The following is a 23,211-nucleotide window of genomic DNA, read 5'->3' as shown; positions in this document are numbered from 1 at the left end:
ACCCCCGAAGGAACGTTGATGGCCTACCTCGTCAAGCAGACCGACCGCGCACCCGCCGTCACCGCCGTCGTCCCGGTCGATGAGTCGCTGCCCCGCGCCTGCGTCATCGGCGCCGGCTCGTCGGGCATCGCCGCGGCCAAGGAGCTCTACCTCGCCGGGATCCCGTTCGACTGCTTCGAGCGGGGCCACGACGTCGGCGGCAACTGGGTCTACGCCAACTCCAACGGCCAGTCGGCCTGCTACGAGAGCCTCGAGATCAACACCTCGTGCCCGCGGATGGCGTACTCCGACTTCCCGATGCCCGAGGACTACCCGCCCTACGCCCGGCACGACCAGGTCGCGGCCTACTTCGACGCTACGTCGACCACTTCGGCTTCCGCCACGCCATCACCTTCGACACCACCGTCGAGGAAGTGACCCGCGCGGCCGACGGTCGGTGGGAGGTCCGCGTCACCGGCCCCGACGGCACCGAGACCAGGACGTACGACGCAGTGCTGGTCGCGAACGGCCACCACTGGGACGCCCGCTGGCCGGAGCCGGCCTATCCGGGCGACTTCGCCGGCGAGCTGCTGCACGCCCACGACTACCGCTCCCGCGACCAGCTCGCCGGGCGCGACGTCGTCGTGGTGGGCGCCGGCAACTCCGCGATGGACATCGCCGTCGAGGCGTCCTTCGCGGCCCGTACGACGACGTGGTCGGTGCGCCGCACCGAGTGGGTGCTCCGCAAGTTCTTCCTCGGCAAGCCGAGCGACCAGGTCGCGCTGCCGGGCTGGCTCCCGTGGTGGGTCACCGGCTTCCGCCTGTGGATCGGCGCGACCGCGGCCGGCAGCATGACGAAGTACGGACTGCCCGCGCCCACGCACAAGCCCGGCCAGTCGCACCCCGTGCAGTCCGAGCGGATCCGCGAACGGCTGGAAGCGGGCGCGATGACCGCGCGTCCCGCGATCGAGCGGCTCGACGGCGATCGGGTCGTCTTCGTCGACGGCACCAGTGCGCCGGCGGACCTCATCGTGTGGGCGACGGGCTACCGGATCAGCTTCCCGTTCCTCGACCCCGACCTCGTCTCGGTAGAGGCCAACGACCTGCCGCTCTGGAAGCGCACGGTCCACCCGGACCTGCCCGGTCTCTACTTCCTCGGTCTCCTCCAGCCGATCGGCGCGGTCATGCCGCTCGCCGAGGCGCAGGCGTCGTGGATCGCCGAGACGCTCGCCGGCGGCTACGTGCCGCCGTCCGACGCCGTCGTACGCCGCCAGATGACGGCCGAGCACGAGCGCGACACGAAGCAGTTCTACGCCTCGCCGCGCCACACGCTCGAGGTCGACTTCGACCACTACCTGTGGGACCTCGCGCGTGAGCGCAAGAAAGGACGTGCCCGTGCTGCGTCGTAGAATCGCGAAGGTCGCCCTGCGCGCCGTGCGGTGGCAGGCGGTCGGCGAGGTGCCGCAGCGCAGCGTGCTCGTCGGCGCGCCGCACACCTCCAACTGGGACTGGGTGCTGACACTGCTCCTGGGCTGGACCTACGGCATCGACATCAAGCTCCTGGTCAAGCAGGAGCTCTTCGTCGGACCGCTCGGCTGGCTGCTGCGTCGCACCGGTGCGGTCGAGCTCGACCGCAAGAACCCGGCAGCGACGATCAAGCAGCTGCTCGCCGAGTCCGAGGGCGACGACCCGTGGCTCATCGGCATCGCGGCCGAGGGCACCCGGTCGCGCGGCGAGTACTGGAAGTCGGGCTTCTACCGGATCGCCCAGCAGACCGGCCTGCCGATCACGCTGGCCTTCATCGACGTCCCGTCGCGCAGGGTCGGGTGGGGACCGACGTTCCACCCGACCGGCGACGTCACGGCCGACATGGACGTGGTGCGCGAGTTCTATGCTGACAAGACGGGCTTCAACCCCGAGGACTTCACGCCGCCGCGGCTGCGTGAGGAGGGCCAGGCCCGCCCTCCGTTGGGGTGACCTCGGCTTCCTGCGCCGCTGCGCGAGGGCTAGGTTGACGCCGTCAATCGAAGGGAGCATGACATGGCTTTGCTGCTGTGGATCCTCGCCGTCATCCTCGTGGTGTCCGGCATCGTCTCACTGGTTCGGGGCCAGATGCTGATGGGCATCGTCCTCATCATCGTCGGCCTGCTGGTCGGCCCTGGTGGGGTCAGCCTCTTCACGAAGTAGCACCCAGAGGGAAACACGTACGAGGAGCCGGTCCGGGAGGGCTGGCTCCTCGTCTTCTTCGAGAGGACGACCGCATGGCCGGCGAGGACGTGAGCACCCGCTCCTGCGACGAGGTGAGTGCCCTCCTCGATCGGATGGACGTCGTCGAGCCGCTCGTGAACGCGGTCTGCACCGTCCACCCGGACGCTCTCGAGCAGGCCGACCGGCTCGACCGCGAGGCCGCCGCGGGCCGCGTACGCAGTCCCCTCCACGGGCGGGCCGTGCTCGTGAAGGACAACATCGACACCCACGACCTGGCGACGACGGCGGGCTCGCTCGCCCTCGCGGACGCACCCCCGCCGACCCGGGACGCGACGCTCGTCGCCCGGCTCCGCGAGGCAGGGCTCGTCGTGCTCGGCAAGACCAACCTGTCCGAGTGGGCCAACATCCGTGACGAGAGCTCAGCCTCCGGCTGGAGCGCCCACGGCGGCCTGACCCGCAACCCGTACGCGCTCAACCGCTCGGCCGGCGGCTCGAGCTCCGGCAGCGGTGCGGCAGTCGCAGCGGGACTGGCGGCGTTCGCCGTGGGCACCGAGACCGACGGCTCGATCACCTGCCCGGCCGCCTTCAACGGGTGCGTCGGCATCAAGCCCACCGTCGGCACGGTCCCCACCGAGGGGGTCGTCCCGATCTCCGCCTCCCAGGACTCGCCGGGGCCGATGGCGCGTACGGTCCGCGACGCCGCCGCGCTCCTCACCGTCCTCGCCGCGGACGGACGCGACTACGCCAGGTACGCCGTCGAGGGTCGCCTCGCGGGCAAGCGGATCGGCGTCCCGCGTACGACGTACTGGGGCTACTCGTCGCACGCCGATGCCGCCGCCGATCGGGCGTTGGCGCTCCTCGCCGCCCAGGGTGCCGTCATCGTCGATTCGACCGACCTGCCTCCCCTCGGCGACGAGGTGTGGGAGGACGAGCTGCTCGTCCTCCTGGCCGAGCTCCGTACCGGCCTCGCCGACTACCTCGCCGGTCGTCCCGGCGACGTGCCGCGCACCCTCGAGGACGTGGTCCGGTTCAACCGCGAGCACGCCGGCACCGAGCTCGCCCACTTCGGTCAGTCGCTCTTCGAGAAGGCCCTCGAGGGGCCGATGGCCGGGGACCCGCGCCACCTCGCTGCCCGGGCACGTGGTGTCGCCGCCACCCGGGACGGCGGCATCGAGGCGGTGCTCCGCGAGCACGACCTCGACGCGCTGGTCACGCCGTCCTACGCACCCGCGCACCCCATCGACCTGGTCAACCCCGAGTCGTTTCCCGGCTCCTGCTCCGGGCCGGCGGCCGTCGCGGGCTACCCGCTCGTGACGGTGCCGACCGAGCTGGCGGCTGGACTTCCGGTCGCGGTCTCGTTCTGGGGGACTGCCGGTTCGGAGGGGACGCTCATCGAGATCGCGCACGGCTACGAGGTGGCGCGCGACGCATCGACCGGCCCGCTGCCCGAGCCGACGATGGCGCCGTTCGTCTGACTCAGTGGGACCAGACCCGCACCCAGTCCACCTTCGCGCGCTGGCCCATGGTGGAAGGCGTGAGCTTCTCCAGCTCGTAGTCGGACGTCAGCATGGACAGCAGCAGGTACTCCGGAGCCTGGGAGACGATCTCGGTCTGGCGCCAGAACTCGCGCCCGTCGACGCGGAAGACGTACGCGTCCGCGGTCCACTCGACGCTGAACACGTGGTACGAGCTCGACCACGTCTCGGCCCGCTTCTTCAGCCGGTTGGCGTAGGGGAACTTGCTACCGATCTTGTGGTGCAGGTTGTCCGCGTCGTACCAGTGCAGGAACGCGGCGATGTGCGAGTCCTTCTTCGTGCGACCGAAGAACTCCACCACGTCGATCTCGGTGCCCCGGGACGGGTCGCCGGGCGTGTACCAGTTCGCGGGCTGCAGCCAGAACGAGGCGTGCATGCCCTTGTCGAGGTGCATCTTCATCCGCGCCGCGGCATAGCCGTAGGTGAAGTCGAACTTGTCGCGCGTGGCGAGCTGGGTGTTCAGCATGTACGGGTGCGAGCCTGAGCGTCCGTTGAGGCTCCACGTGCAGGCCGTGCCGGCGCGGGCGGGGTCCGGGGCGACACCCATCTGGAGGACGCCGTCGCTGACGGTGCGTGCGCGGGGCGACAGGCGCGAGCACATCCGCATGTACGCCGGTGCCAGCGTCGGCTGGTCCGACCACTTCGAGAAGTCGATCCTCCTGCCGGAGAACTCGTCCTTGAAGACAGTCGTGAAGGCGCGTCCGCGCACCGCGTCGGTCACCTCGACCACCGCGCCACTGCGCGACAGGGCGGCCGCGCGGTAGAGGCTCGTGGTGTCGGGCAGGGTGAAGATCGTCGAGCCGCTCCGGTGCTGACGGCCGCGCCCCACCGTCTGCCAGCCCGACCCGCTGTCGCGCTGCAGCGTCACCGTCTGTCCGGTCCGGGTGTTCGCGAAGGTGGCCAGTGCCTGGGTCTTCCCGGACGAGGTCGCCGGACGCTTGCTGGGCTGGGAGATGGTCGGGCGCAGGTCGAGCACGCCCGTGGCTGTCGGGTCGGCGGCCTCCGACCACGCCTCTGCGGGAGGGACGGACACGGAGGCTGCCGGCAGCAGCGTCGCCGCGCCCGCGAGGGCGACCACCAGGTGGCGCGTCGGGAATCGCACGGGTGTTACCTCTCGACATGACTTCAGGGAGCCCGAGAGGGCACATCCGTCTGTGCTGCGGTCAGGTTAGTCGACCGGACGGCGCAGAAGAGGCCCTTCCCGGATCTCTCCGCGAAGGGCCTCTGCGACTGTTCTGTACGCCATGAGGGACTTGAACCCCCAACCCGCTGATTAAGAGTCAGCTGCTCTACCAATTGAGCTAATGGCGCCCGGTGAAGCGAGTGGAACTTTATCAGCGGGTGACCGTGCACCGAAAATCGAGGGTCACGCCAGGTCCGCGAGGACCGCCTGCGCGGCGTTGTGGCCACCCAGTCCGGAGACCGCGCCGCCGCGGCGGGCGCCGGATCCGCAGAGCAGGACGACGTCGTGCTCGGTCTGCACGCCCCACTGCTGGGCGGGGGTCTCGAGCCGCGACCGGTTGGGTGCCCACGGCCACTCCAGGTCTCCGTGGAAGATGTGGCCGCCCGGCATCGCGAGGTCCTTCTCGACGTCCTGCGGGATCTTCGCCTCGATGCACAGCCGGCCGTCGGCGTCCCGGGCGATGCAGTCCTCGATCGGCTCGGCCAGCACGGCGTCGAGCGACGCGAGCGCCCGACGGGTGGCGACGTCGCGCGCCTCCGGGTCGGCGTCGAACAGGCCGGCGGGGGTGTGCAGGCCGAAGTAGGTCAGCGTGTGCGCGGAGCCGGCCCGGTCGCCCAGGATCGAGGGGTCGCTGAGGCTGTGGCAGTAGACCTCGCCCGGCATCGGGTCGGGCACCGCCCCGCCGACAGCGGCGTCGTACGCCCTCTCGAGCTGGGTGTAGTCCTCGGCGAGGTGCAGGGTCCCGGCGAAGGCGACGGCAGGGTCGGCGCCGGACCGCAGGGCGGGCAGCCGGTCGAGGAGGAAGTTGATCTTGAGCTGCGAGCCGACCGGCTTGGTCTCTGCGTCCTCGCCCTCGCCGAGGAGGATCCGGAGCACCCACGGCGCGACGCCCGACAGCACCCGGCGACCGGTCGCGGACCGCTGGTGGCCGCCCTCGTGCCAGACCACCTCGGCGCCGTCCGGTCCGGGGTGGATCGCGCTGACGCCCGCGCCGGTGACGATCTCGGCGCCGGCCTCGACCGCGGCCTTGGCGAGCGCGTCGGTGACGGCGCCCATCCCGCCGATCGGCACGCGCCACTCGCCGGTGCCGTTGCCGATCAGGTGGTAGAGGAAGCACCGGTTCTGGATGAGCGACCTGTCGTCCATCGACGCGAACGTGCCGATCAGGGCGTCGGTGGCGACGACCCCGCGGACGGTGTCGTCGGAGAAGCGTGACGTGATGGCCCGACCCAGCGGCTGTGCGACCACGTCGGTCCACGTGCGCTCGTCGACCATCGCCCGGATCTCCCGCTCGAGGGGGAGGGGCTGCATGAGGGTCGGTGCGACGACCTCGGCGACCTTGCCCACCTCGGCGTAGAACTCCTGCCAGGCGGCGTACTCCTCGTCGCCGCCGGTGAGCTCGCGGAACGACGCGCGCGTCGCCTCGCCCTCCGGGCGCTCGACGAGCAGGCCGCCGGAGCGCTCGCCGCGCGTCCAGGGGGTGTACGACGCCGTGGTGCGCGAGGCGAGCCGGACGTCGAGTCCCAGGTCGGCCATCAGCCGCTCCGGCATCAGGCTGACCAGGTAGGAGTAGCGCGAGAGCCGGGCCGCGTGCCCGGAGAAGGGCTCGACGGAGACGGCCGCGCCGCCGGTGTGGTCGAGCCGCTCGAGCACCAGGACGGAGAGGCCCGCGCGGGCGAGGTAGGCGGCGCTGACGAGGCCGTTGTGGCCGCCGCCGACCACGACGACGTCATAGGACTGGGAGCCGGGATTCACCGAGACAACGTAGTCCCTCGCCGAGGACCTTCGCCGCTCCCCACCGGGTCCAAGGACTCTTCGCGGCGGTGCCGCCTCGGCGGACAGTGGACGTACAAGACCAGTGGAGGAGACCGTCATGACCGAGCAGCAGCCCAACGGGCGACCCGTCGTCGTCGGAGTGGGGACGACGGAGGTGGACACTGCCCTCGCGTACGCCGCCGAGGAGGCGGTCCGCGCCGGGTGCGGCCTGCACCTCGTGCACGCCGTCCACATGATGCCCACCGGCCCTCGCGGCACCCTCGTGCCGCAGGAGGACCTGGACCTCTGGGGTCGCGAGACCCTGGACCGCGCCGTCAAGATCGCGGAGGACCTCGTGGCCGGAGCGGTGCCGGTGACCCACGAGCTGTGCCACGGCACGCCCGTTGACGTGCTGACCGACGTGGCCCGCACAGCACGCACGGTCGTGCTCGAGCACCGCCACCTCTCCCGCGTGTCCCGCGTCGTCAACCGGACCGTCGCCGGCGGTGTCGCCGCCCACGTGCGCGTCCCGGTCGTGGCGGTGCCGAGCGGCTGGACCCGGTCCGCGGGTACGCCGGTCGTCGTGGCCGGTGTCGACGTGCCCGAGCGCTCGGAGGAGGTGCTGGCCGCGGCCGTGGCCGAGTCCCGCGCCCGGGCTGCAACCCTCACCGTCGTGCACTCGTGGGCGATGCCCGTCCACTACGACGGTGTCCCCGTGGAGCCTGCCGAGCACGCGCGCTGGACCGACCGGTCGAAGGCCGAGGTGCGCGCGGCGCTCGACCGGCTGGGCGACGAGTCCGTGGCGATCGACGCCGAGGTCGTCGTCCACCCCGGCCGTGCGGTCGAGGCGATCCTGGAGGCGGCGCAGGGCGCGGACCTGCTGGTGATCGGTCGTCACGACCCGCTCGTGCCCTACGGCTCGCACATCGGTCCGGTCGCGCGCGCAGTGCTGCGCGAAGCCACCTGCCCGGTGCTGCTCGCGAGCCCGCACCCGCACCGGGTGGCGTACCGCCCGTAGTGTCGTTCGGATGTGGGAGACCGTGAGGGAGCGGATCGACAGGCGCCTCGGCGACCCGATCTGGTGGAACGACGTGCTGCAGCTCGCCAAGACCGTGCTGGCCGCCGTCGCCGCGTGGGTGATCGCGTCGAGCGTGCTCGACCTGCCGCAGCCGTTCCTGGCGCCGTGGGCGGCGCTGCTGGTGGTGCACGCCACCGTCTACCGGACGTTCTCCAAGGGCACCCAGCAGGTGGCGGCGACCGTGGTCGCGGTGCTGCTGGCCACGGCCGTGGGGGAGACGCTCGGGCTCACCACGCAGGCGATCGCACTGCTGCTGGTGGTCGCCCTCGTGCTGGGGTCGGTCCCGTGGCTGGGCGCCGAGGCGACCACGATCGCCACCACCGGCCTGGTCGTGCTCACGACGGGCTTCGACGACGACGTGATGCTCCTCTCGCGGCTCTACGACACGGCGATCGGCGTCGGAGTCGGCCTGCTGGTCAACGTGATCGTGTGGCCCCCGCTGCGACGGCGTACGGCCGCCAAGGCGCTCGACCGCATCGACGACGGGATCGGCGCGCTGCTGGTCGACATGGCGGCGGGTCTGCGTGACGCGGCTCCCGACGAGGACGTCGCCGCGTGGATCGACCGGACCCGCGACCTCGACGAGGACCTCGACCAGGCATGGGCCCTCGTGCGCCAGGCGCAGGAGAGCGCCCGGATGAACCCGCGCCGGTCGGCGAAGCAGATGAAGGACCCGAAGCAGTGGCACGGGCTCCTGCGACGCTTGGAGCAGGCCGTCGCCGAGACCCGCAGCCTGGCCCGCACCCTCGGCAGCCAGCAGGCGCACCGCAAGACGTGGGGCGAGGCGTTCGCGGTCCCGTGGATCTCGATGCTCGGTGACGCCGGGCAGGGCGCTAGCGACGCCGACCCGGCCGCGCTGCTCGACGTACGCCGCCGCCTCGAGGTCTTCAGCGAGGAGATGCGGGCCACAGAGCGGTCGCCCGAGTGGCCGATCTACGGCGCGCTGATCATCAACCTGCGCAACATCATCGACGCGATGGACGTCGTCGCCGAGGCCAACCCGATCGGGGGCAATCGGCTGCCGCTGCGACTGCCCACGCGCCGCTCCGCTTGACCTTGACCTTGGGGCAGGCCGGATGGTCGGCTCGCCGGCGACAACGGGTCCCGGTCACGAGAGGACGACGATGCTGACGATCGGCGAGTTCGCGCGGGAGACCGGGCTGACGGCGAAGGCCCTGCGGCTGTACGGCGAGCTGGGGCTGCTGGCCCCGGCGGACGTCGACGACCGCACGGGCTACCGCCGCTACGCGCCCGACCAGGTCGACCGCGCCCGTCTCGTCGCGCGCCTGAGGTCGGCTGGGGTCCCGCTGCGCAGGATCACCACGATCGTCGAGCTGGACAGCCGGGAGGCCGCCGCGGCCGAGCTGCTGTCCTACTGGCGCCAGGTCGAGGCCGACACCGCCTCGGCCCGCGACGTCGTCGCCACCCTCGTGTCGCAGATGAGAGGACACGACACCACCATGGAATCGATCGACGACACCACCGCCACGGCCGAGCCCCGCTCGGCCCACCGGGCCGGGCAGGGCGCGCGCTCCACCCAGCTCGACGAGGTCTACCCGCACGTCCACCGCTGGGCCACCCAGATCAGGGGACAGCGCCTGTTCGCGGTCGCGGACGGCGTCGGCGTCGGGGACGACGCGGGCGTCTCGGCGGCCGCGCTCGACGTGCTCGCCGAGCTCGACGACGCCGACCCGTCGCCCGACCCGCTCGAGGCGCTCGACGCGGCCGTGGGCCGGGCAGCGGAGGCCGTGACGTCGCGCGCTTCGGCGAAGGGCGGCACCACCCTGACCGCCCTGCTGCTCGTCGGCGAGCGCGCCCTGATCGCCCACGTCGGCGACTCGCGTGCGTACGCCGTGCGGGACGGCGGCCTGGAACGGCTGACCCGCGACCACACGGTCGTCCAGTCGCTCATCGACGAGGGCCGGCTCACCGACGACGAGGCGCGTACGGACCCCGACCGCAACCTGCTCAACCGCGCCCTCGCCCCGGGAGCGGCCGCCGCCCCCGACCTCGCGGTGCGTCCGGCGCGGCCGGGAGACCGGTTCGTGCTGACCACCGACGGCGTCCACGCCGTGCTCGAGCCGCGCCACCTCGCGGAGCTGCTCGTCGCGCCGGGCGCTCCCGACGACGTCGCCGCTGCGGTCGAGGCCGCCGTGCTGGCCGCCGGCGCGCCCGACAACTACGGCGTGGTCGTGGTCGACGTCTGAGCGACGCAGCCCGGAGATGCCTCGAGGCCCTGACCGTGTCCGGTCAGGGCCTCGAGCGTCTGGGGTGAGTAACGGGACTTGAACCCGCGACATCCGCCACCACAAGGCGGCGCTCTACCAGCTGAGCTATACCCACCATGTCTGCTCGCCCGACATGGTTTCCCAGTGGGCGAGGACGACGTGAAGTGTAGGGCAATCAGGCGCCGGGACTGGAATCTGGGTCCGCAGCGAGCCCGAGGCCGGTCAGCTGCCCGCCGTAGCGGGCCGCGATCTCCTTGGCGGTGGCGCTGTCCGGGCCGGGCTGGGGCACGAAGACGGCTTCGCGGTAGTAGCGCAGCTCCTCGATGCTCTCCTGGATGTCGGCCAGGGCGCGGTGGTTGCCGCGCTTGGTCGGTGCGGCGAAGTAGGCACGGGGGAACCACCGCCGCGACAGCTCCTTGATCGAGGAGACGTCGACGATGCGGTAGTGGAGGAACCCCTCGAGGGCCTGCATGTCGCGGGCGAGGAAGGCGCGGTCGGTGGCCACGGTGTTGCCCGCGAGCGGGGGCCGGCTGCCGTCGGAGCAGTGCTCCTTGATGTAGGCCAGCACCTGCTCCTCGGCGTCCGCGAGCGTCGTACCCGCGTCGAGCTCCTCGAGCAGGCCGGACTTCTCGTGCATGCTCCGCACGAAGTCGACCATCTGGTCGAGCGACTCCTGCGACGGCTTGATGATCACGTCGATGCCCTCGCCGAGGACGTTGAGCTCGAAGTCCGTGACGAGCGCCGCGACCTCGATCAGCGCGTCTGCGCCCAGGTCGAGGCCGGTCATCTCACAGTCGATCCACACCAGTCTGTCGCTCACGATCGGCCACCCTACCCATGCGGTGCGACGCTCTCTCAGGCGCGATTCAGGCTCACCTCCTAACCTTCGGGATGTGAAGGACTGGTTCGGCCTCGTCGCGCGCCTGCTGACCGGTGGCGTGTGGATCGTCGCCGGCGCGCTCAAGCTGCCCCACCCCGCCGACAGCGTGCGCGCCGTGCGGGCGTACGAGCTCCTACCGGAGGCGGTCGTCCCCGCTGTCGGGCACCTGCTGCCCGTCGTCGAGGTCGTGATCGGGCTGTGCCTGGTCCTCGGCGTCCTGGTGCGTGGCACGTCCGTCGTGTCGGCGCTGCTCTTCGTCGCGTTCATCATCGGCATCTCCAGTGCCTGGGCGCGCGGGCTGTCGATCGACTGCGGCTGCTTCGGCGGTGGGGGCCAGATCCCGGATGCTGCCGCGAAGTACCCGGGCGAGATCGCGCGGGATGTGGGCCTGCTGGCGCTCAGCCTCTGGCTGGTCGTACGCCCCCGTTCGCGGCTGGCGCTCGACTCGGTGCTGTTCCCCTCCGACCCGCCCCCTGACCAGTTCGACGACCAGTTCGACGACCATGACGACCGATCCGAAGGAAGCCGCGATGGCGCAGAAGAAGAGCTCGCACAGGACCGCCGAGGAGAAGGCCGCGACGCAGGCCAAGCGTGACGCCCGGCGGTCCCGGACCGAGCGGGCCAAGGCCCAGGCGGAGGAGCGCCGCAAGGCCGCGCAGCGCAAGCAGCAGCTGACCCGCGCCGGACTGGTCGCGGGCGTGCTCGTGCTGATCGTCGGCGGCTACTTCCTCGTCACCAACCTGGGCTCGGACAAGCCCGACACCGCGCCTGCGGGAGCGAGCGGCAACTACGGCCTGGTCATCGGCGACGCCGACGCACCCAAGGAGGTCGTCGTCTACGAGGACTTCCTCTGCCCGTTCTGCGGCCAGCTCGAGCAGACGGTGCGCGACCAGCTCGACGCAGCCGTCGAGGCCGGCGAGGTCAATGTCGAGTACCGGCCCCTGCCGTTCCTCGAGGGCATCGACGACTACTCGCCCGAGTCGGCCAACGCGTTCGCCGTCGTGCTCGACGCGGCCGGTCCCGACGTCGCCAAGACGTTCCACGACCTGCTCTTCGACAACCAGCCGTCGGAGAAGGGCCCGTTCCCCAACAGCGACGACCTGGTCGACCTCGCCGTCGAGGCCGGCGCGACGGAGGGCGACGTACGCCCCGGGATCGAGGACATGGCCTTCGAGGGCTGGGTCGACGCGGCCGCGGATGCGGCGTCCAAGGCCAAGGTGAACTCGACCCCCACCGTCCTCATCAACGGCAAGAAGGCCACCGGCACGACCATCGAAGAGATCGCGGCGCAGATGGTCAGCTGACCGGGATTTGGCCCGCCTCGAGGCTGCCCGCGACACTGCCGGGCGTGAGCCTCCAGTCCTTCATCGCCGGTGTGCCCAAGGCCGAGCTGCACGTGCACCACGTCGGGTCGGCGTCGCCGCGGATCGTCTCAGAGCTCGCGGCGCGCCACCCGGACGCGGGCGTGCCGAGCGACCTCGAGGGGCTCAGGGAGTTCTTCACGTTCCGGGACTTCGCGCACTTCATCGACGTCTACCTCGCCGTCGTCGACCTGATCCGTACGCCCGAGGACATCCGGCTGCTGACCTACGAGGTGGCGCGCGAGATGGCCGAGGCACAGAACCTGCGCTACGCCGAGCTCACCTGCACGCCGTACACATCGGTCCTGCGCGGCATCGCGATCGAGGCCTACACGGAGGCGATCGAGGACGCGTGCGTCGCGGCCGAGCGCGACTTCGGCCTGGTGCTGCGCTGGATCTACGACATCCCCGGTGAGTCCGGGATCCCGGCGGCCGACGCGACCCTGGAGTACGCGCTCCAGCACCGCCCGGACGCCCTCGTCGGGTTCGGGCTGGGAGGGCCGGAGATCGGCGTGCCGCGCGCGCAGTTCGAGCCGCACTTCGACGCGGCTCGCGCCGCCGGGCTGCACTCGGTGCCGCACGCCGGCGAGACGACCGGCCCGGAGACGGTGTGGGACTCGGTGCGGCTGCTCGGCGCCGAGCGCATCGGCCACGGCTGCTCCGCCGCCGAGGACCCTGCGCTCCTCGCCCACCTCGCCGAGACCGGCGTGGTGCTCGAGGTCTGCCCCACCTCCAACATCGCGACCCGGGCCGTGGACCGGATCGAGGACCACCCGCTGCGGGCCTTCGTCGACGCAGGCGTGACCGTGACGATCAACTCCGACGACCCGCCGATGTTCGCCACCACGCTCAACCACGACTACGAGGTGGCCGCCGGCCTGCTCGACCTCGACGAGCGCGGGGTGGCCGACCTGGCCCGTGCTGCGGTCGACGCGTCGTACGCGCCGGAGGAGGTGAAGGCCCGGATCGGGACCGAGATCGACGCCCATCTCGATGCCCATCTCGACTCGTCGCGGCGTGTCGCGGGGGACACGCCGTAGGCAGTCGAATCACCCCCTTTCGGGGGCTTGTGGCACGCGTCACATCCGGGATAGAACTTGTCCTGTCGGAAGGACTTCGGTCCGGAAGACACCGAAACCCCGGCAACTCATACTTGCCGGGGTTTCACCTATTTCGGGCTCGTCGGCGCAGCGACCGCGAAATGTGATTCGGCCCCGCAACCTCATACGTGGCGGGGCCTGCGTCCATCCTGAGGGTTCGCGGGGCGTACGCCCGGGAGGCGGCTCCGCGTGTCGCGGAGCTCGTGGCGCCCCCGGCAGGATTCGAACCTGCGACCTAGAGATTAGAAGGCTCTTGCTCTATCCAGCTGAGCTACGGGGGCCGGCGGCAGCCAGTATCCCAGCGCGCAGGGACGTGTGACGATCCGGCTGTCCGGACGACCGGATCGTCACACGTCGTGCAGAGCTGGTCAGGCGGAGGCCGTCACCGGCTCCTTGCCGGACAGGGTGGTGTCGGTGCCGGGCTCCTCGCGCCACGCCGTCCGCCCGCGCGGAGCGTTGTACGTCGGGAGGTCGAGGATGCCCTCGCGCTTGGCCACGATCGTCGGGATCAGCGCCTGGCCGGCGACGTTGACGGCCGTGCGGCCCATGTCGAGGATCGGGTCGATCGCGAGCAGCAGGCCAACGCCCTCGAGGGGCAGGCCGAGCGTCGAGAGGGTCAGCGTCAGCATCACCGTCGCGCCGGTGACGCCGGCGGTGGCCGCCGAGCCGATCACGGAGACGAAGGCGATCAGCACGTAGTCGGTGACCGAGAGCTCGAGGCCGAAGAACTGCGCGACGAAGATCGCCGAGATCGCCGGGTAGATCGAGGCGCAGCCGTCCATCTTCGTCGTCGCGCCGAGCGGCACGGCGAAGGAGGCGTACGCCCGCGGGACGCCGAGGTTGCGCTCGGTGACCGACTCGGTGACCGGCATCGTGCCGACAGACGAGCGCGAGACGAACGCCAGCGAGATCGCGGGCCAGGCGCCGGAGACGAACTGCTTCACCGACAGGCCGTTGAGCGCGAGGAGCGCCGGGTAGACGCCGAGCAGCACGATCAGCAGGCCGGCGTAGATCGCGATCGTGAAGGTGCCGAGCGAGCTGAGCGCGTCCCAGCCATAGCTGGCGACGGCGTTGCCGAGCAGGCCGACGGTGGCGATCGGGGCGAGCAGGATGATCCACCACAGCACCTTCTGCACGACGGCGAGCGCCGAGCGTACGAAGCCCAGGAACGGGTCCGCCGCCTCGCCGACTTGAGCGTGGCGATGCCGACGGCGATCGCGACGACGAGGATCTGCAGCACGTTGAACGACATGCCGACGGTGCCGTCGCCGTTGTCGTACCCCTCGAGGCCCAGCACGTTGGCGGGGACGAGCCCGGTGAGGAAGTCGAGCCACGAGCCGGTCGAGGACGGGGCCGAGGCCGCGTCGGTGGTGACGCTGGTGTGCTCGCCGGGCTGGAGGACCAGGCCGAGCACGATGCCGATGGACACCGCGATCAGGGCGGTGATCGCGAACCAGGCGAGGGTCTTCCACGCCAGCCGGGCCGCGCCGGTGACGTCGCGCAGGTTGGCGATCGAGGCGACGATCGCGAGGAAGACCAGCGGAGGTACCACGGCGCGCAGCAGCGTCACGAAGGTGCCGCCGACGGTGCTGAGGGTCTCGGTGAGCCAGTTGGGGTCGACCTCGCCGGTCGTGGCATCCACGCCGTCGGCGCCGATGCTGCGGGCGGCGAGGCCGAGGACGACGCCGAGGACGAGTCCGGTCAGGACCTGGACGCCGAACGAGGGGAGCCGGAAGCGGGTGGGCTTCTCGGTCTCGGTAACTGTAGTAACCATAGTGAAAAAATGACCTTTGAGAACGGCGTCGCGTCAAAGCGGCGGCCGGAGGACGGTGGGTCAGTCGACGGCGCGGGAGAGCGGACAGAGCGCGCTCGCGGTGCGGGCCAGGTCGACGGCACGACGCTGGGTCAGCAGGTCGCCGACGGTCGCGGGGACGATCACGGTGGCACTCACGCAGGCTCCAACCGACACACGGTGTCCCCGATTCCGTGCTTCGTCTCACACGTCAGGGGACGCCTGACTAGGGTGCTCCGCATGTCTCGTCGTTTCGGATCGCGCCTCCTGACCGCCGTCGTCCCTGCCGTCCTCCTGCTGCCCACCGCTGCCCACGCGGAGAAGGTGGTCACCGAGGACGCAGAGGGTGACGTGGTGAGACTCGTCGACGTCGATGAGGGCGAGACCGTGCCGGCGCCGGACTATGCCGGTGTCGACCTCGTGCGGACGTCCGTCGCCCACAGTGCCCGTCGGTTGAGCGTCAGCGCACACTTCCGGGGGCTGGAGCGTGACCCCTTCCAGATCACGGTGATCCGGGTGAAGACCCCGCAGAAGAGCTACGAGATCATCGTGGAGCGCCTCGGCGGGAAACCGATCGCCTCCTTCGAAGGCGGCCGCAAGGCTCCCGAGTGCCGGGGGTTGAAGGCCAAGATCGACCTCGGCGCCGATGTGGTGACGGCGGCGCTGCCCACCGCCTGCCTCGGCGCTCCGCGCTGGGTGCAGGTCGGCGTGGGAGCCGTCGGCGGGTCGGAGGACCCGGCATCGCCGGACGGGTTCACGGTCTACGCCGACGACGCGCACCGCGTCGGTGAGATCCGCGACAACATCGCCCTGGGCCCCCGGGTCCGTCGCGGCTGACTCACCGCGCGAGCAGCGCCAGCACCTCGTAGTGCGTCGTGTGCGGGAACATGTCGAGCACCCGCGCCTCGACCGGTCGCAGCGACGGCATGAGGGCCAGGTCGCGGGCGAGCGACTCGGCGTTGCAGGACGAGTAGACGACGTGGCGCACGTCCGACGCCTCGAGCCAGCCCGCGAGATCCGGACCGATCCCGCGCCGCGGTGGGTTCACCACGACGAGGTCGGGAGCGTACGGCTGCTCGCGTGCCCACTCCGTGGCGTCGGCGGCGACGAAGGACGCACCGGCGACCTGCGCGGCGAGTGCTGACCGGATGGCCTCGGCGGACACCTCCACCCCGACCACTTCCCGACCGGGCTCTGCGAGGTGCAGTGCGAAGCCGCCGACGCCGCAGTAGAGGTCCCAGGCGGTCCGTACGTCCGGCAGCGCGTCGACCCAGGTGCGCGCCTGGTCGTACAGCGCCTCGGCGATCGCGGTGTTGGTCTGGAAGAACGACTGCGGGCCCAGACACAGGCTCACCCCGGTCGCCAGCCGCATCGTCATCGTCGACTCGAGGGTGAGCACGATCTCCCGCTCGCCCTCGAGCACCGCCTTGTGCTCGGGCTGGACGTTGATCGTCACCACCCGCAGGTCCGGCACCGCGGTCCTGAGGTCGGGCAGCCGGGACCTGACCCGCGCCTCCAGCGCCGTCGAGCGCATCACGAGCCGCAGCATCAGCTCGCCGTCCGGTGACTCGGTCAGCAGGACGTGCTTGAGCTCGCCGCTCCGCGTCGCGACGTCGTACGGCGTCAGGCCGGCGTCGCGGATCCAGTCGGCGATGCGGCCGAGGGCCGCCGTGATCGCGGGGGAGTGCAGGCCGCAGTCGCGCAGGTCGACGCCGGCGAGGTCCCGGTCGAGGATGCCCAAGGTCGGGGACCCGACCGTCCCGCCGACTGCCATCTTGGCCTTGTTGCGGAAGCCGGACTCGGCCCCGGCGACCGTCGGCAGCCAGACGGGGGAGTCGACGAGGGACCGCGCGTGCGCCTCCTTGTCGGAGAGCTGACGCGCGCGTGGGACCTCGAGCAGGCTGCACGAGCGGCAGCGGAAGGCGTCGTAGTGGTGGCAGTCCAACTCAGCGGTGCCGACCCATCCACTCCTCGACGTCGGCCGACGTACGGGGGAGGGATGCGGAGAGGTTCCGGCTGCCGTCGGCGGTGACGAGGATGTCGTCCTCGATCCGGATGCCGATGCCGCGCAGCTCCTCGGGGACGAGCAGGTCGTCCTCCTGGAAGTAGAGGCCGGGCTCGACGGTCAGCACCATGCCCTCGGCGAGGTCGCCCTTGGGGTAGATGTCGACCGACGTACGTCCGCAGTCGTGGACGTCCATGCCGAGCATGTGCGACGTGCCGTGGAGGGTCCAGCGGGCGTACACCTTCGACTCCGGGTCGAGCGCCTCCTGCGCCGAGACCGGCAGCAGCTTCAGGTCCTCGAGGCCGTGGGCCAGGACCGCCATCGCGGCGTTGTGGGCGGCGAGGAACGCAGCGCCCGGGCGTACGGCCTCGATGCCGGCCTGCTGCGCGGCGAGGACCAGGTCGTAGAGCTCGCGCTGCAGCGGCGTGAAGGTGCCGTCGACCGGCAGCGTCCGCGTGACGTCGGCGGTGTAGAGGTTGTGGCCCTCCACGCCCATGTCGAGCAGCACCAGCTTGCCCGGCTCGATCGACCCGGTGTTGTCGATCCAGTGCAGCGTCGTGGCGTGCGAGCCGCCGGCGCAGATCGAGTCGTAGCCGATGTCGTTGCCCATCGCCCGGGCCCGACGGAAGAACGTGCCCTCGATCCAGCGCTCGCCGAACTCGAGCACGCGGTCCCAGTCGCGCACCGAGTCCTCGAAGCCGAGGGCGGTGATGTCGCACGCCTCCTGCAGCTCGCCGACCTCCCAGTCGTCCTTGATCAGTCGCAGCTCGTCGGCCACCCGGCCGAGGTCCTCGTCAGTCGTCACATCGCGGCTCTTGCGGCCCATCGATGACTCGGAGTCGAAGGACGGCAGGTCCTTCACGTGGCGCACCTCGATGCCGAGGGAGTCGGAGATCTCCTGCGCGGACGGCCGGCGCCCGGCCCACAGCTCGCCGTACTGGCGGTCGCGGAAGAACTCGTCGGTGTCGCGCTCGGACCGGGGGCGGGCGTAGAGCACCGACTCGCCGTCGTCGATGACGAGGACGGCGTCGGAGGTCTGGTTGCCGGAGAAGTAGGTGTGGGCCGTGTCGGGGCGGAACCGGTAGTCGGTGTCGTTGGACCGCACCTTGTATGTGCCCGCCGGGAGCACCAGCCGCTCGCCGGGGAAGGCCTCCGCGAGCCTGGTGCGACGCGCGGCGGCGAGGTCGGCGACCGGGTGCCGCGGCACGTCCAGGGCGCGGTCACCCCAGCCCTCGCGCATGAACGCCGCGTAGGCGGCGGGCACGGCCGGGTCGTGCGACTCGGTCTTCGGCTGGTCGCCACTGGCGGTGCTGGTGGCAGGGTTCTCGGCTGGGTTCTCGGCTGGGATCTCGGCAGTCGGCTCGCTCACGCGGCCACTCTAACCGCCCCGGCTCCGCGCGCGAGGGGGTGCGAGGGGTCGCCCGTTGGGGTGCGGCGAAGCCGGTCGGACGACCCTGCTCCGTTAGGGTCGAGCCATGCATCGAGGTCGTCGCGACAGCGTCGCGTTCACCGTCGTGGTGGGCATCCTCGTCCTGCTCGGCGGCCTCGCGATGGCGCTCGTCATCGGCCTCTCGGGCGCGCCCGGGTCCCTCGCGCTGGCCGCGCTGCTGGCCGCCGTGCCCGTGGGCCCGCTCGTCGGGTGCTTCATGTGGCTGGACCGCTACGAGCCCGAGCCGCGCAACCTGCTCGCCGCCGGCCTGCTGTGGGGGGCGTTCGTCGCCACCGCGGCCGCCCTGGTCTTCCAGGGCATCGGCCTCGTCGGCGGCGCCAGCGAGCGCGACAGCTTGGCCGTCGTCGCCCCGCTGACGGAGGAGGCCACCAAGGGCGCCTTCCTCCTCCTGCTGCTGTGGTGGCGTCGCGCCGAGCTCGACGGCGTCCTCGACGGCATCGTGTACGCCGGCATGGTCGGCATCGGCTTCGCCTTCACCGAGAACATCCTCTACCTCGCGGCGGCGTACAACGGCACGGACGGCCTCGGCCCCGGCGGCACGACCGCCCTCACCGGCACGTTCATCCTGCGCTGCCTGATCAGTCCCTTCGCGCACCCGCTGTTCACGGTGTTCACCGGCATCGGTGTCGGCCTCGCGATCTCCTCGCGCCGCACGTGGATGCGGGTCCTGGCGCCCCTGGCCGGCTTCGCGGTGGCCGCCCTCCTGCACGCACTGTGGAACGCCTCGACCCTCGCCGGGACGGGGCACTTCTTCGTCGTGTACGGCACGTTGATGCTCCCGGCACTCGTGGGCGTCGCGGCCTTCGCGATCTACCGTCGACGCTCCGAGCGACCCCTGCTGGTCGCGGCCCTGCAGGACGCGGCGGACCGGGGGCTGCTGCCCGCCACCGACATCCCGTGGCTGGTCGACCTGCGCGCGCGCCGCCACGCGCGCCGCTGGGCGAAGTCGCAGGGCGGCTCCCAGGCCGAGCGCGGCATGCGTGAGTACCAGGCCACGGCGATCGAGCTCGGCTACCTGCACCACCGCTACCTGCGCGGCACCGCGCCCAGCGACTTCTCGGTGCGCGGCCAGGAGCACGTCGAGGAGCTGCGCCGGGTGCGCCCCTACATCTCCTTCCCCGGACAGGTGGTCCCGACCCGATGACCGAGCACGACGGCGACCGGCCCGAGGCGGCCGACGCACCGGACGCTCCGGACGAGTCCTCGATGCCGATGGTGCACGCCCTCGTGCGGGTGCGTGGTGCCCTCCAGGACACCCGGCTGCCGCTCGAGCTGCCCGGCGCCGAGGAGCAGCGCGCCTCCCGCGCCGAGATGATCGACCAGCTCGAGGACTACGTCATCCCGCGGCTGATGACCCTCGACGCGCCGCTCCTCGCGGTCGTCGGCGGTTCGACCGGCGCCGGCAAGTCGACCCTCGTGAACTCGATCGTCGGCACGCGGGTCACCACGCCCGGCGTGCTCCGGCCGACGACGCGCTCGCCGGTGTTGGTGCACCACCCCGACGACGCGCACTGGTTCGGCCAGGACCGGCTCCTGCCGGACCTCGAGCGCGTCCAGCGGCAGACCAACGACCCGGCGGCCCTCCAGCTGGTGTCCTCGCCCGCGATGACTCCCGGTCTGGCGATCCTCGACGCGCCCGACATCGACTCGGTGGAGGAGCGCAACCGCGTGCTCGCCGCGCAGCTCCTCGCCGCCGCCGACCTGTGGCTCTTCGTCACCTCGGCAGCCAGGTACGCCGACCAGGTGCCGTGGGACTTCCTGCGCAAGGCCGCCGAGCGCTCGGCCGCCGTCGCGATCGTGCTCGACCGGACGCCGCCCGACGCCGTCGACACCATCACGACCCACCTCGCCCGGATGCTCGCCAGCCGCGGCCTCAAGGACTCCCCGCTCTTCACCGTCGAGGAGGGCGAGGTCTCCGAGATGGGGCTGCTGCGCTCCTCCGCCGTGATCGAGATCCGGCAGTGGCTGCAGGCACTGGCCGACGACCAGGAGGCGCGGGCCGCGGTCGTCCAGCAGACCATCGACGGCGCCGTACGCACCCTGGCGCGGCACACCCACATCGTGGCCGACGCGGCCACCGAGCAGGCCGACGCCGTACGCCGGCTGCGCGAGGACGCCAACGCCGCGTACGACCGGGCCGAGGTCGCCGTCGCGGAGGCCTCGGCCGACGGCACGCTGCTGCGCGGCGAGGTGCTGGCGCGGTGGCAGGAGTTCGTCGGCACGGGCGAGCTGCTCAAGTCCCTCGAGACCCGGGTGGGCTGGCTGCGCGACCGCGTCGTCAACGCCGTGAAGGGCAAGCCCCAGCAGGCCGAGCGGGTCACCGTCGCCGTCGAGTCCGGCCTCGAGACGCTCATCCTCGAGCACGCCGAGGCCGCCGCCGAGCGCGCGGAGGCGTCGTGGCGCGGCACCGCGGCCGGCCAGATCCTGCTGCGCGACGCGGGCGAGGACCTCGGTCGCGCCTCGCGCGACTTCCGGCGCCGGGCCGAGCGCGTCGTACGCGACTGGCAGTCCGACGTGCTCGAGATGGTCCGCACCGAGGGCGCCGACAAGCGCTCGACGGCGCGTTTCCTCGCCTTCGGGGTCAACGGCCTGTCGGTCGCTCTGATGGTGGTCGTCTTCGCCCACACCGCCGGAGTCACCGGTGCCGAGGCCGGCATCGCCGGCGGGTCCGCGGTGCTAGGCCAGAAGCTCCTGGAGGCCGTCTTCGGCGACCAGGCCGTCCGCTCGCTGGCCGAGCGTGCCAAGCGTCGCCTCGAGGCCTCGGTCAGCGACCTGCTCGACTCCGAGCGGCGCCGCTACACCGACCTGCTCGACAGCCTGCAGATCTCGCCGGAGGCGCCCGAGCGGCTGCGCAAGGCGGCCCGGAAGGTCGACGACCTGCGCTTCGCTGCGACACGGCCTTCGGCGGTCGCGGAGTCGGTGTCCGAGTCGGGTGACACCGCCCCCTAGGGTTGGTGTGCCACCTGCACCACCGGATCGTGAGGGAGTCATGACGTCGTTGCTCGAAGGGGCCAAGAAGCTGGTCGCCAGGAGCTCTGACATCGGCGCCCGCGTCGACGGACTGGAGCGCGCCGCCGCTGGTGCGCGTGGCCGGGTCGACGATGTCGTCGTCGACCACGCCGCTGCGGTCGCCGCCCGTGCCGCCGGTCGCCTCAAGCTCTCCGCCGACCACACCGTCGTCGCCCTCGCCGGTGCGACGGGCTCCGGGAAGTCCTCCACCTTCAACGCGCTCGCCGGGCTCGAGCTCGCATCCGTCGGCGTACGCCGGCCCACCACGTCGTGGGCCACGGCGTGCGTCTGGGGCAAGGAAGGGGCCGAGGAGCTCCTCGAGTGGCTCGGCATCCCGGCCCGCCACCAGGTCACCCGCGACTCGATGCTCTCGTCGGCCGACGAGGACGTCGAGATGCGCGGCGTCGTGCTGCTCGACCTGCCCGACCACGACTCCACCGAGGTGTCCCACCACCTCGAGGTCGACCGGCTGGTGCAGCTCGCCGACATGCTGATCTGGGTGCTCGACCCGCAGAAGTACGCCGACGCGGCTATCCACGACCGCTTCCTCAAGCCGCTCGCGGGCCACCGCGACGTGATGCTCGTGGTCCTCAACCACATCGACACCGTCCCGGAGAACCGTCGCGCCAGCATGGTGGACGACGTACGCCGCCTGCTGGAGGCCGACGGCCTCGCCGGCGTGCCGGTCCTGCCGATCAGCGCGCGCCACGGCTGGGGCGTCGACGAGCTGCGCGGCCTGGTCGTCAAGCGTGTCGCGGAGAAGAAGGTGACCCGCTCGCGCCTCGCGGCCGACGTGAGGGCCGCCGCCGAGCGCCTCCAGGAAGCGGCCGGCAGCGGGAAGGCACCGACCCTGTCGAAGGAGCGCGTCGCCGCGCTCGACGACGCCTTCGCCGACGCCGCGGGCGTGCCGACCGTCGTCAAGGCGGTCGCCGACTCCACGCGGCTGCGCGCGAACCGCGCCACGGGCTGGCCGGTCACCGCGTGGTTCTCCCGTCTCAAGCCCGACCCGCTCAAGCGGCTGCACCTCAACCTGGGCGCCGCCGGCAAGGAGCTCACCGGGGCGTCGCGCACCTCGGTGCCGAAGGCCACCGGTGTGCAGCGGGCGCGCGTCGACACCGAGGTCCGCGCCCTCGCCGACCAGGTCGGCGAGGGGATGGCGCCGTCATGGGCCCACGCCGTACGAGCCGCGTCGGTGTCCCGGCTGCCCGACCTGGGCGACCGGCTCGACCGGGCCGTGGCGTCCACCGACCTCGGCGCCGACAAGATCCCCGTGTGGGCGGGCCTGGTGAAGATCCTCCAGTACGTCCTCATCCTCTCTGCGCTCGTCGGTGCGGGCTGGCTGGCGCTGCTGGCCTTCGGCTCGTACGCCCGCCTGCCCGAGCCGCCGACGCCCGAGGTGGGGAACTTCCCGCTCCCGACCCTCCTGCTGCTCGGCGGCGTGGGTCTCGGCCTGCTCCTCGCGCTGGTGTGCCGCTGGCTGGTGTCGCTGACCGCGAAGGCCCGCGCCCGCAAGGCCGACAAGCGGCTCCGCGACGCCATCTCGGCGGTCTCCGAGGAGATGGTGGTCGCGCCGATCCAGGCCGAGCTGGTCTCCTACGCCGAGGTCCGCGACGGACTCACCGCCGCGCTGCGCTGACCCGCTCGGGTT

The 23,211-nt window shown here is 71.8% G+C and carries 19 protein-coding genes, 3 tRNA genes and 2 pseudogenes; 14 read left to right on the top strand and 10 right to left on the bottom strand.

Annotated features, from left to right (window positions below; genetic code table 11):
* The first annotated feature begins 18 nt into the window (after positions 1 to 18).
* The 4 genes and pseudogenes from EUA94_RS04925 (at position 19) to EUA94_RS04915 (ending at position 3,662) form a co-directional block, all read left to right on the top strand.
* Positions 19 to 1,388, top strand: a pseudogene (locus tag EUA94_RS04925) (flavin-containing monooxygenase).
* A complete protein-coding gene (locus tag EUA94_RS04920; RefSeq protein ID WP_129425292.1) occupies positions 1,351 to 1,956 on the top strand; it encodes a 1-acyl-sn-glycerol-3-phosphate acyltransferase in 606 nt (201 codons plus the stop codon). The pseudogene EUA94_RS04925 and the gene EUA94_RS04920 overlap by 38 nt, the downstream one beginning before the upstream one ends.
* A 63-nt stretch (positions 1,957 to 2,019) precedes the next feature.
* The gene (locus EUA94_RS22055) at positions 2,020 to 2,166 is read left to right on the top strand and encodes a GPGG-motif small membrane protein (protein ID WP_165356806.1); all 147 of its coding nucleotides are present in this window, start codon (positions 2,020 to 2,022) and stop codon (positions 2,164 to 2,166) included.
* A 74-nt stretch (positions 2,167 to 2,240) separates the two neighbouring features.
* Positions 2,241 to 3,662, top strand: coding sequence for an amidase family protein (locus tag EUA94_RS04915; protein ID WP_129425290.1), 1,422 nt, complete (start codon positions 2,241 to 2,243; stop codon positions 3,660 to 3,662).
* Between the two features lies 1 nt (position 3,663).
* Here EUA94_RS04915 and EUA94_RS04910 read toward each other — a convergent pair whose 3' ends face one another.
* The 3 genes from EUA94_RS04910 to EUA94_RS04900 form a co-directional block, all read right to left on the bottom strand.
* Complete coding sequence (locus tag EUA94_RS04910) at positions 3,664 to 4,824, bottom strand: glycoside hydrolase family 16 protein (protein WP_129425288.1); 1,161 nt, start codon at positions 4,822 to 4,824, stop codon at positions 3,664 to 3,666.
* Positions 4,825 to 4,960: 136 nt separating this feature from the next.
* Positions 4,961 to 5,033, bottom strand: a tRNA-Lys gene (locus tag EUA94_RS04905).
* Positions 5,034 to 5,088: 55 nt separating this feature from the next.
* On the bottom strand, positions 5,089 to 6,660 hold the full coding sequence (locus EUA94_RS04900) for a phytoene desaturase family protein (RefSeq protein ID WP_242494681.1): 1,572 nt from the start codon (positions 6,658 to 6,660) through the stop codon (positions 5,089 to 5,091).
* Between the two features lie 118 nt (positions 6,661 to 6,778).
* Here EUA94_RS04900 and EUA94_RS04895 point away from each other — a divergent pair, with 118 nt between their 5' ends.
* The 3 genes from EUA94_RS04895 (at position 6,779) to EUA94_RS04885 (ending at position 9,945) form a co-directional block, all read left to right on the top strand.
* Positions 6,779 to 7,678 (top strand): universal stress protein, encoded by a 900-nt coding sequence (locus EUA94_RS04895; protein WP_129425284.1) that lies wholly within the window; start codon positions 6,779 to 6,781, stop codon positions 7,676 to 7,678.
* 10 nt (positions 7,679 to 7,688) lie between these two features.
* Positions 7,689 to 8,792 (top strand): FUSC family protein, encoded by a 1,104-nt coding sequence (locus EUA94_RS04890; RefSeq protein WP_129425282.1) that lies wholly within the window; start codon positions 7,689 to 7,691, stop codon positions 8,790 to 8,792.
* A 70-nt stretch (positions 8,793 to 8,862) separates the two neighbouring features.
* The gene (locus tag EUA94_RS04885; RefSeq protein WP_129425280.1) at positions 8,863 to 9,945 is read left to right on the top strand and encodes a MerR family transcriptional regulator; all 1,083 of its coding nucleotides are present in this window, start codon (positions 8,863 to 8,865) and stop codon (positions 9,943 to 9,945) included.
* 60 nt (positions 9,946 to 10,005) lie between these two features.
* On the opposite strand, the gene EUA94_RS04880 is transcribed toward EUA94_RS04885, so the two are convergent.
* Positions 10,006 to 10,081, bottom strand: a tRNA-His gene (locus EUA94_RS04880).
* Positions 10,082 to 10,141: 60 nt separating this feature from the next.
* Positions 10,142 to 10,786, bottom strand: a complete 645-nt coding sequence (orn, locus tag EUA94_RS04875) for an oligoribonuclease (RefSeq protein WP_129425278.1) — start codon at positions 10,784 to 10,786, stop codon at positions 10,142 to 10,144.
* Between the two features lie 73 nt (positions 10,787 to 10,859).
* Here orn and EUA94_RS04870 point away from each other — a divergent pair, with 73 nt between their 5' ends.
* From EUA94_RS04870 to EUA94_RS04860, 3 genes are read left to right on the top strand one after another with little or no spacing between them, the layout of a single operon-like run.
* Positions 10,860 to 11,441, top strand: coding sequence for a MauE/DoxX family redox-associated membrane protein (locus EUA94_RS04870; protein ID WP_129425276.1), 582 nt, complete (start codon positions 10,860 to 10,862; stop codon positions 11,439 to 11,441).
* Positions 11,377 to 12,150 carry a DsbA family protein gene (locus tag EUA94_RS04865; RefSeq protein ID WP_129425274.1) on the top strand — a complete coding sequence of 258 codons (774 nt, stop codon included), beginning with the start codon at positions 11,377 to 11,379 and terminating at the stop codon, positions 12,148 to 12,150. The genes EUA94_RS04870 and EUA94_RS04865 overlap by 65 nt, the downstream gene beginning before the upstream one ends.
* A 44-nt stretch (positions 12,151 to 12,194) precedes the next feature.
* Positions 12,195 to 13,247, top strand: coding sequence for an adenosine deaminase (locus tag EUA94_RS04860; RefSeq protein ID WP_129425272.1), 1,053 nt, complete (start codon positions 12,195 to 12,197; stop codon positions 13,245 to 13,247).
* Positions 13,248 to 13,511: 264 nt separating this feature from the next.
* Here EUA94_RS04860 and EUA94_RS04855 read toward each other — a convergent pair.
* The 3 genes and pseudogenes from EUA94_RS04855 to EUA94_RS23040 all read right to left on the bottom strand — a co-directional run bounded on the left by EUA94_RS04855 (position 13,512) and on the right by EUA94_RS23040 (position 15,258).
* A tRNA-Arg gene (locus tag EUA94_RS04855) sits at positions 13,512 to 13,588 on the bottom strand.
* Between the two features lie 87 nt (positions 13,589 to 13,675).
* A pseudogene (locus EUA94_RS04850) lies at positions 13,676 to 15,081 on the bottom strand (dicarboxylate/amino acid:cation symporter).
* A 60-nt stretch (positions 15,082 to 15,141) separates the two neighbouring features.
* Positions 15,142 to 15,258 carry a putative leader peptide gene (locus EUA94_RS23040; RefSeq protein WP_340640853.1) on the bottom strand — a complete coding sequence of 39 codons (117 nt, stop codon included), beginning with the start codon at positions 15,256 to 15,258 and terminating at the stop codon, positions 15,142 to 15,144.
* Positions 15,259 to 15,339: 81 nt separating this feature from the next.
* Between EUA94_RS23040 and EUA94_RS04845 the strand changes: the two genes are divergently transcribed.
* Positions 15,340 to 15,936, top strand: coding sequence for a hypothetical protein (locus EUA94_RS04845; protein WP_129425270.1), 597 nt, complete (start codon positions 15,340 to 15,342; stop codon positions 15,934 to 15,936).
* Position 15,937: 1 nt separating this feature from the next.
* On the opposite strand, the gene rlmC is transcribed toward EUA94_RS04845, so the two are convergent.
* Both rlmC and EUA94_RS04835 read right to left on the bottom strand, forming a co-directional pair.
* Complete coding sequence (rlmC, locus tag EUA94_RS04840; protein WP_129425268.1) at positions 15,938 to 17,044, bottom strand: 23S rRNA (uracil(747)-C(5))-methyltransferase RlmC; 1,107 nt, start codon at positions 17,042 to 17,044, stop codon at positions 15,938 to 15,940.
* 1 nt (position 17,045) lies between these two features.
* Complete coding sequence (locus EUA94_RS04835) at positions 17,046 to 18,473, bottom strand: aminopeptidase P family protein (protein WP_242494680.1); 1,428 nt, start codon at positions 18,471 to 18,473, stop codon at positions 17,046 to 17,048.
* Between the two features lie 106 nt (positions 18,474 to 18,579).
* Here EUA94_RS04835 and EUA94_RS04830 point away from each other — a divergent pair, with 106 nt between their 5' ends.
* From EUA94_RS04830 to EUA94_RS04820, 3 genes are read left to right on the top strand one after another with little or no spacing between them, the layout of a single operon-like run.
* Entirely contained in the window at positions 18,580 to 19,698 is a 1,119-nt protein-coding gene (locus EUA94_RS04830; RefSeq protein WP_129425266.1) for a PrsW family intramembrane metalloprotease, read from the top strand.
* Positions 19,695 to 21,503 carry a dynamin family protein gene (locus EUA94_RS04825; RefSeq protein WP_242494679.1) on the top strand — a complete coding sequence of 603 codons (1,809 nt, stop codon included), beginning with the start codon at positions 19,695 to 19,697 and terminating at the stop codon, positions 21,501 to 21,503. The genes EUA94_RS04830 and EUA94_RS04825 overlap by 4 nt, the downstream gene beginning before the upstream one ends.
* Before the next feature lie 40 nt (positions 21,504 to 21,543).
* Positions 21,544 to 23,199 carry a YfjP family GTPase gene (locus EUA94_RS04820; protein WP_129425264.1) on the top strand — a complete coding sequence of 552 codons (1,656 nt, stop codon included), beginning with the start codon at positions 21,544 to 21,546 and terminating at the stop codon, positions 23,197 to 23,199.
* Positions 23,200 to 23,211 lie beyond the last annotated feature (12 nt).

Source organism: Nocardioides zhouii (assembly GCF_004137345.1).
Classification (GTDB): domain Bacteria; phylum Actinomycetota; class Actinomycetes; order Propionibacteriales; family Nocardioidaceae; genus Nocardioides; species Nocardioides zhouii.
This window is presented reverse-complemented; position numbering and strand designations above follow the sequence as displayed.

Bases quoted from the DNA above. Each gene is read 5' to 3' on its own strand.
- EUA94_RS22055 (WP_165356806.1), top strand. From the start codon at position 2,020: ATGGCTTTGCTGCTGTGGATCCTCGCCGTCATCCTCGTGGTGTCCGGC.
- EUA94_RS04915 (WP_129425290.1), top strand. From the start codon at position 2,241: ATGGCCGGCGAGGACGTGAGCACCCGCTCCTGCGACGAGGTGAGTGCC.
- EUA94_RS04895 (WP_129425284.1), top strand. From the start codon at position 6,779: ATGACCGAGCAGCAGCCCAACGGGCGACCCGTCGTCGTCGGAGTGGGG.
- EUA94_RS04890 (WP_129425282.1), top strand. From the start codon at position 7,689: ATGTGGGAGACCGTGAGGGAGCGGATCGACAGGCGCCTCGGCGACCCG.
- EUA94_RS04885 (WP_129425280.1), top strand. From the start codon at position 8,863: ATGCTGACGATCGGCGAGTTCGCGCGGGAGACCGGGCTGACGGCGAAG.
- EUA94_RS04865 (WP_129425274.1), top strand. From the start codon at position 11,377: ATGGCGCAGAAGAAGAGCTCGCACAGGACCGCCGAGGAGAAGGCCGCG.
- EUA94_RS04845 (WP_129425270.1), top strand. From the start codon at position 15,340: ATGTCTCGTCGTTTCGGATCGCGCCTCCTGACCGCCGTCGTCCCTGCC.
- EUA94_RS04830 (WP_129425266.1), top strand. From the start codon at position 18,580: ATGCATCGAGGTCGTCGCGACAGCGTCGCGTTCACCGTCGTGGTGGGC.
- EUA94_RS04825 (WP_242494679.1), top strand. From the start codon at position 19,695: ATGACCGAGCACGACGGCGACCGGCCCGAGGCGGCCGACGCACCGGAC.
- EUA94_RS04820 (WP_129425264.1), top strand. From the start codon at position 21,544: ATGACGTCGTTGCTCGAAGGGGCCAAGAAGCTGGTCGCCAGGAGCTCT.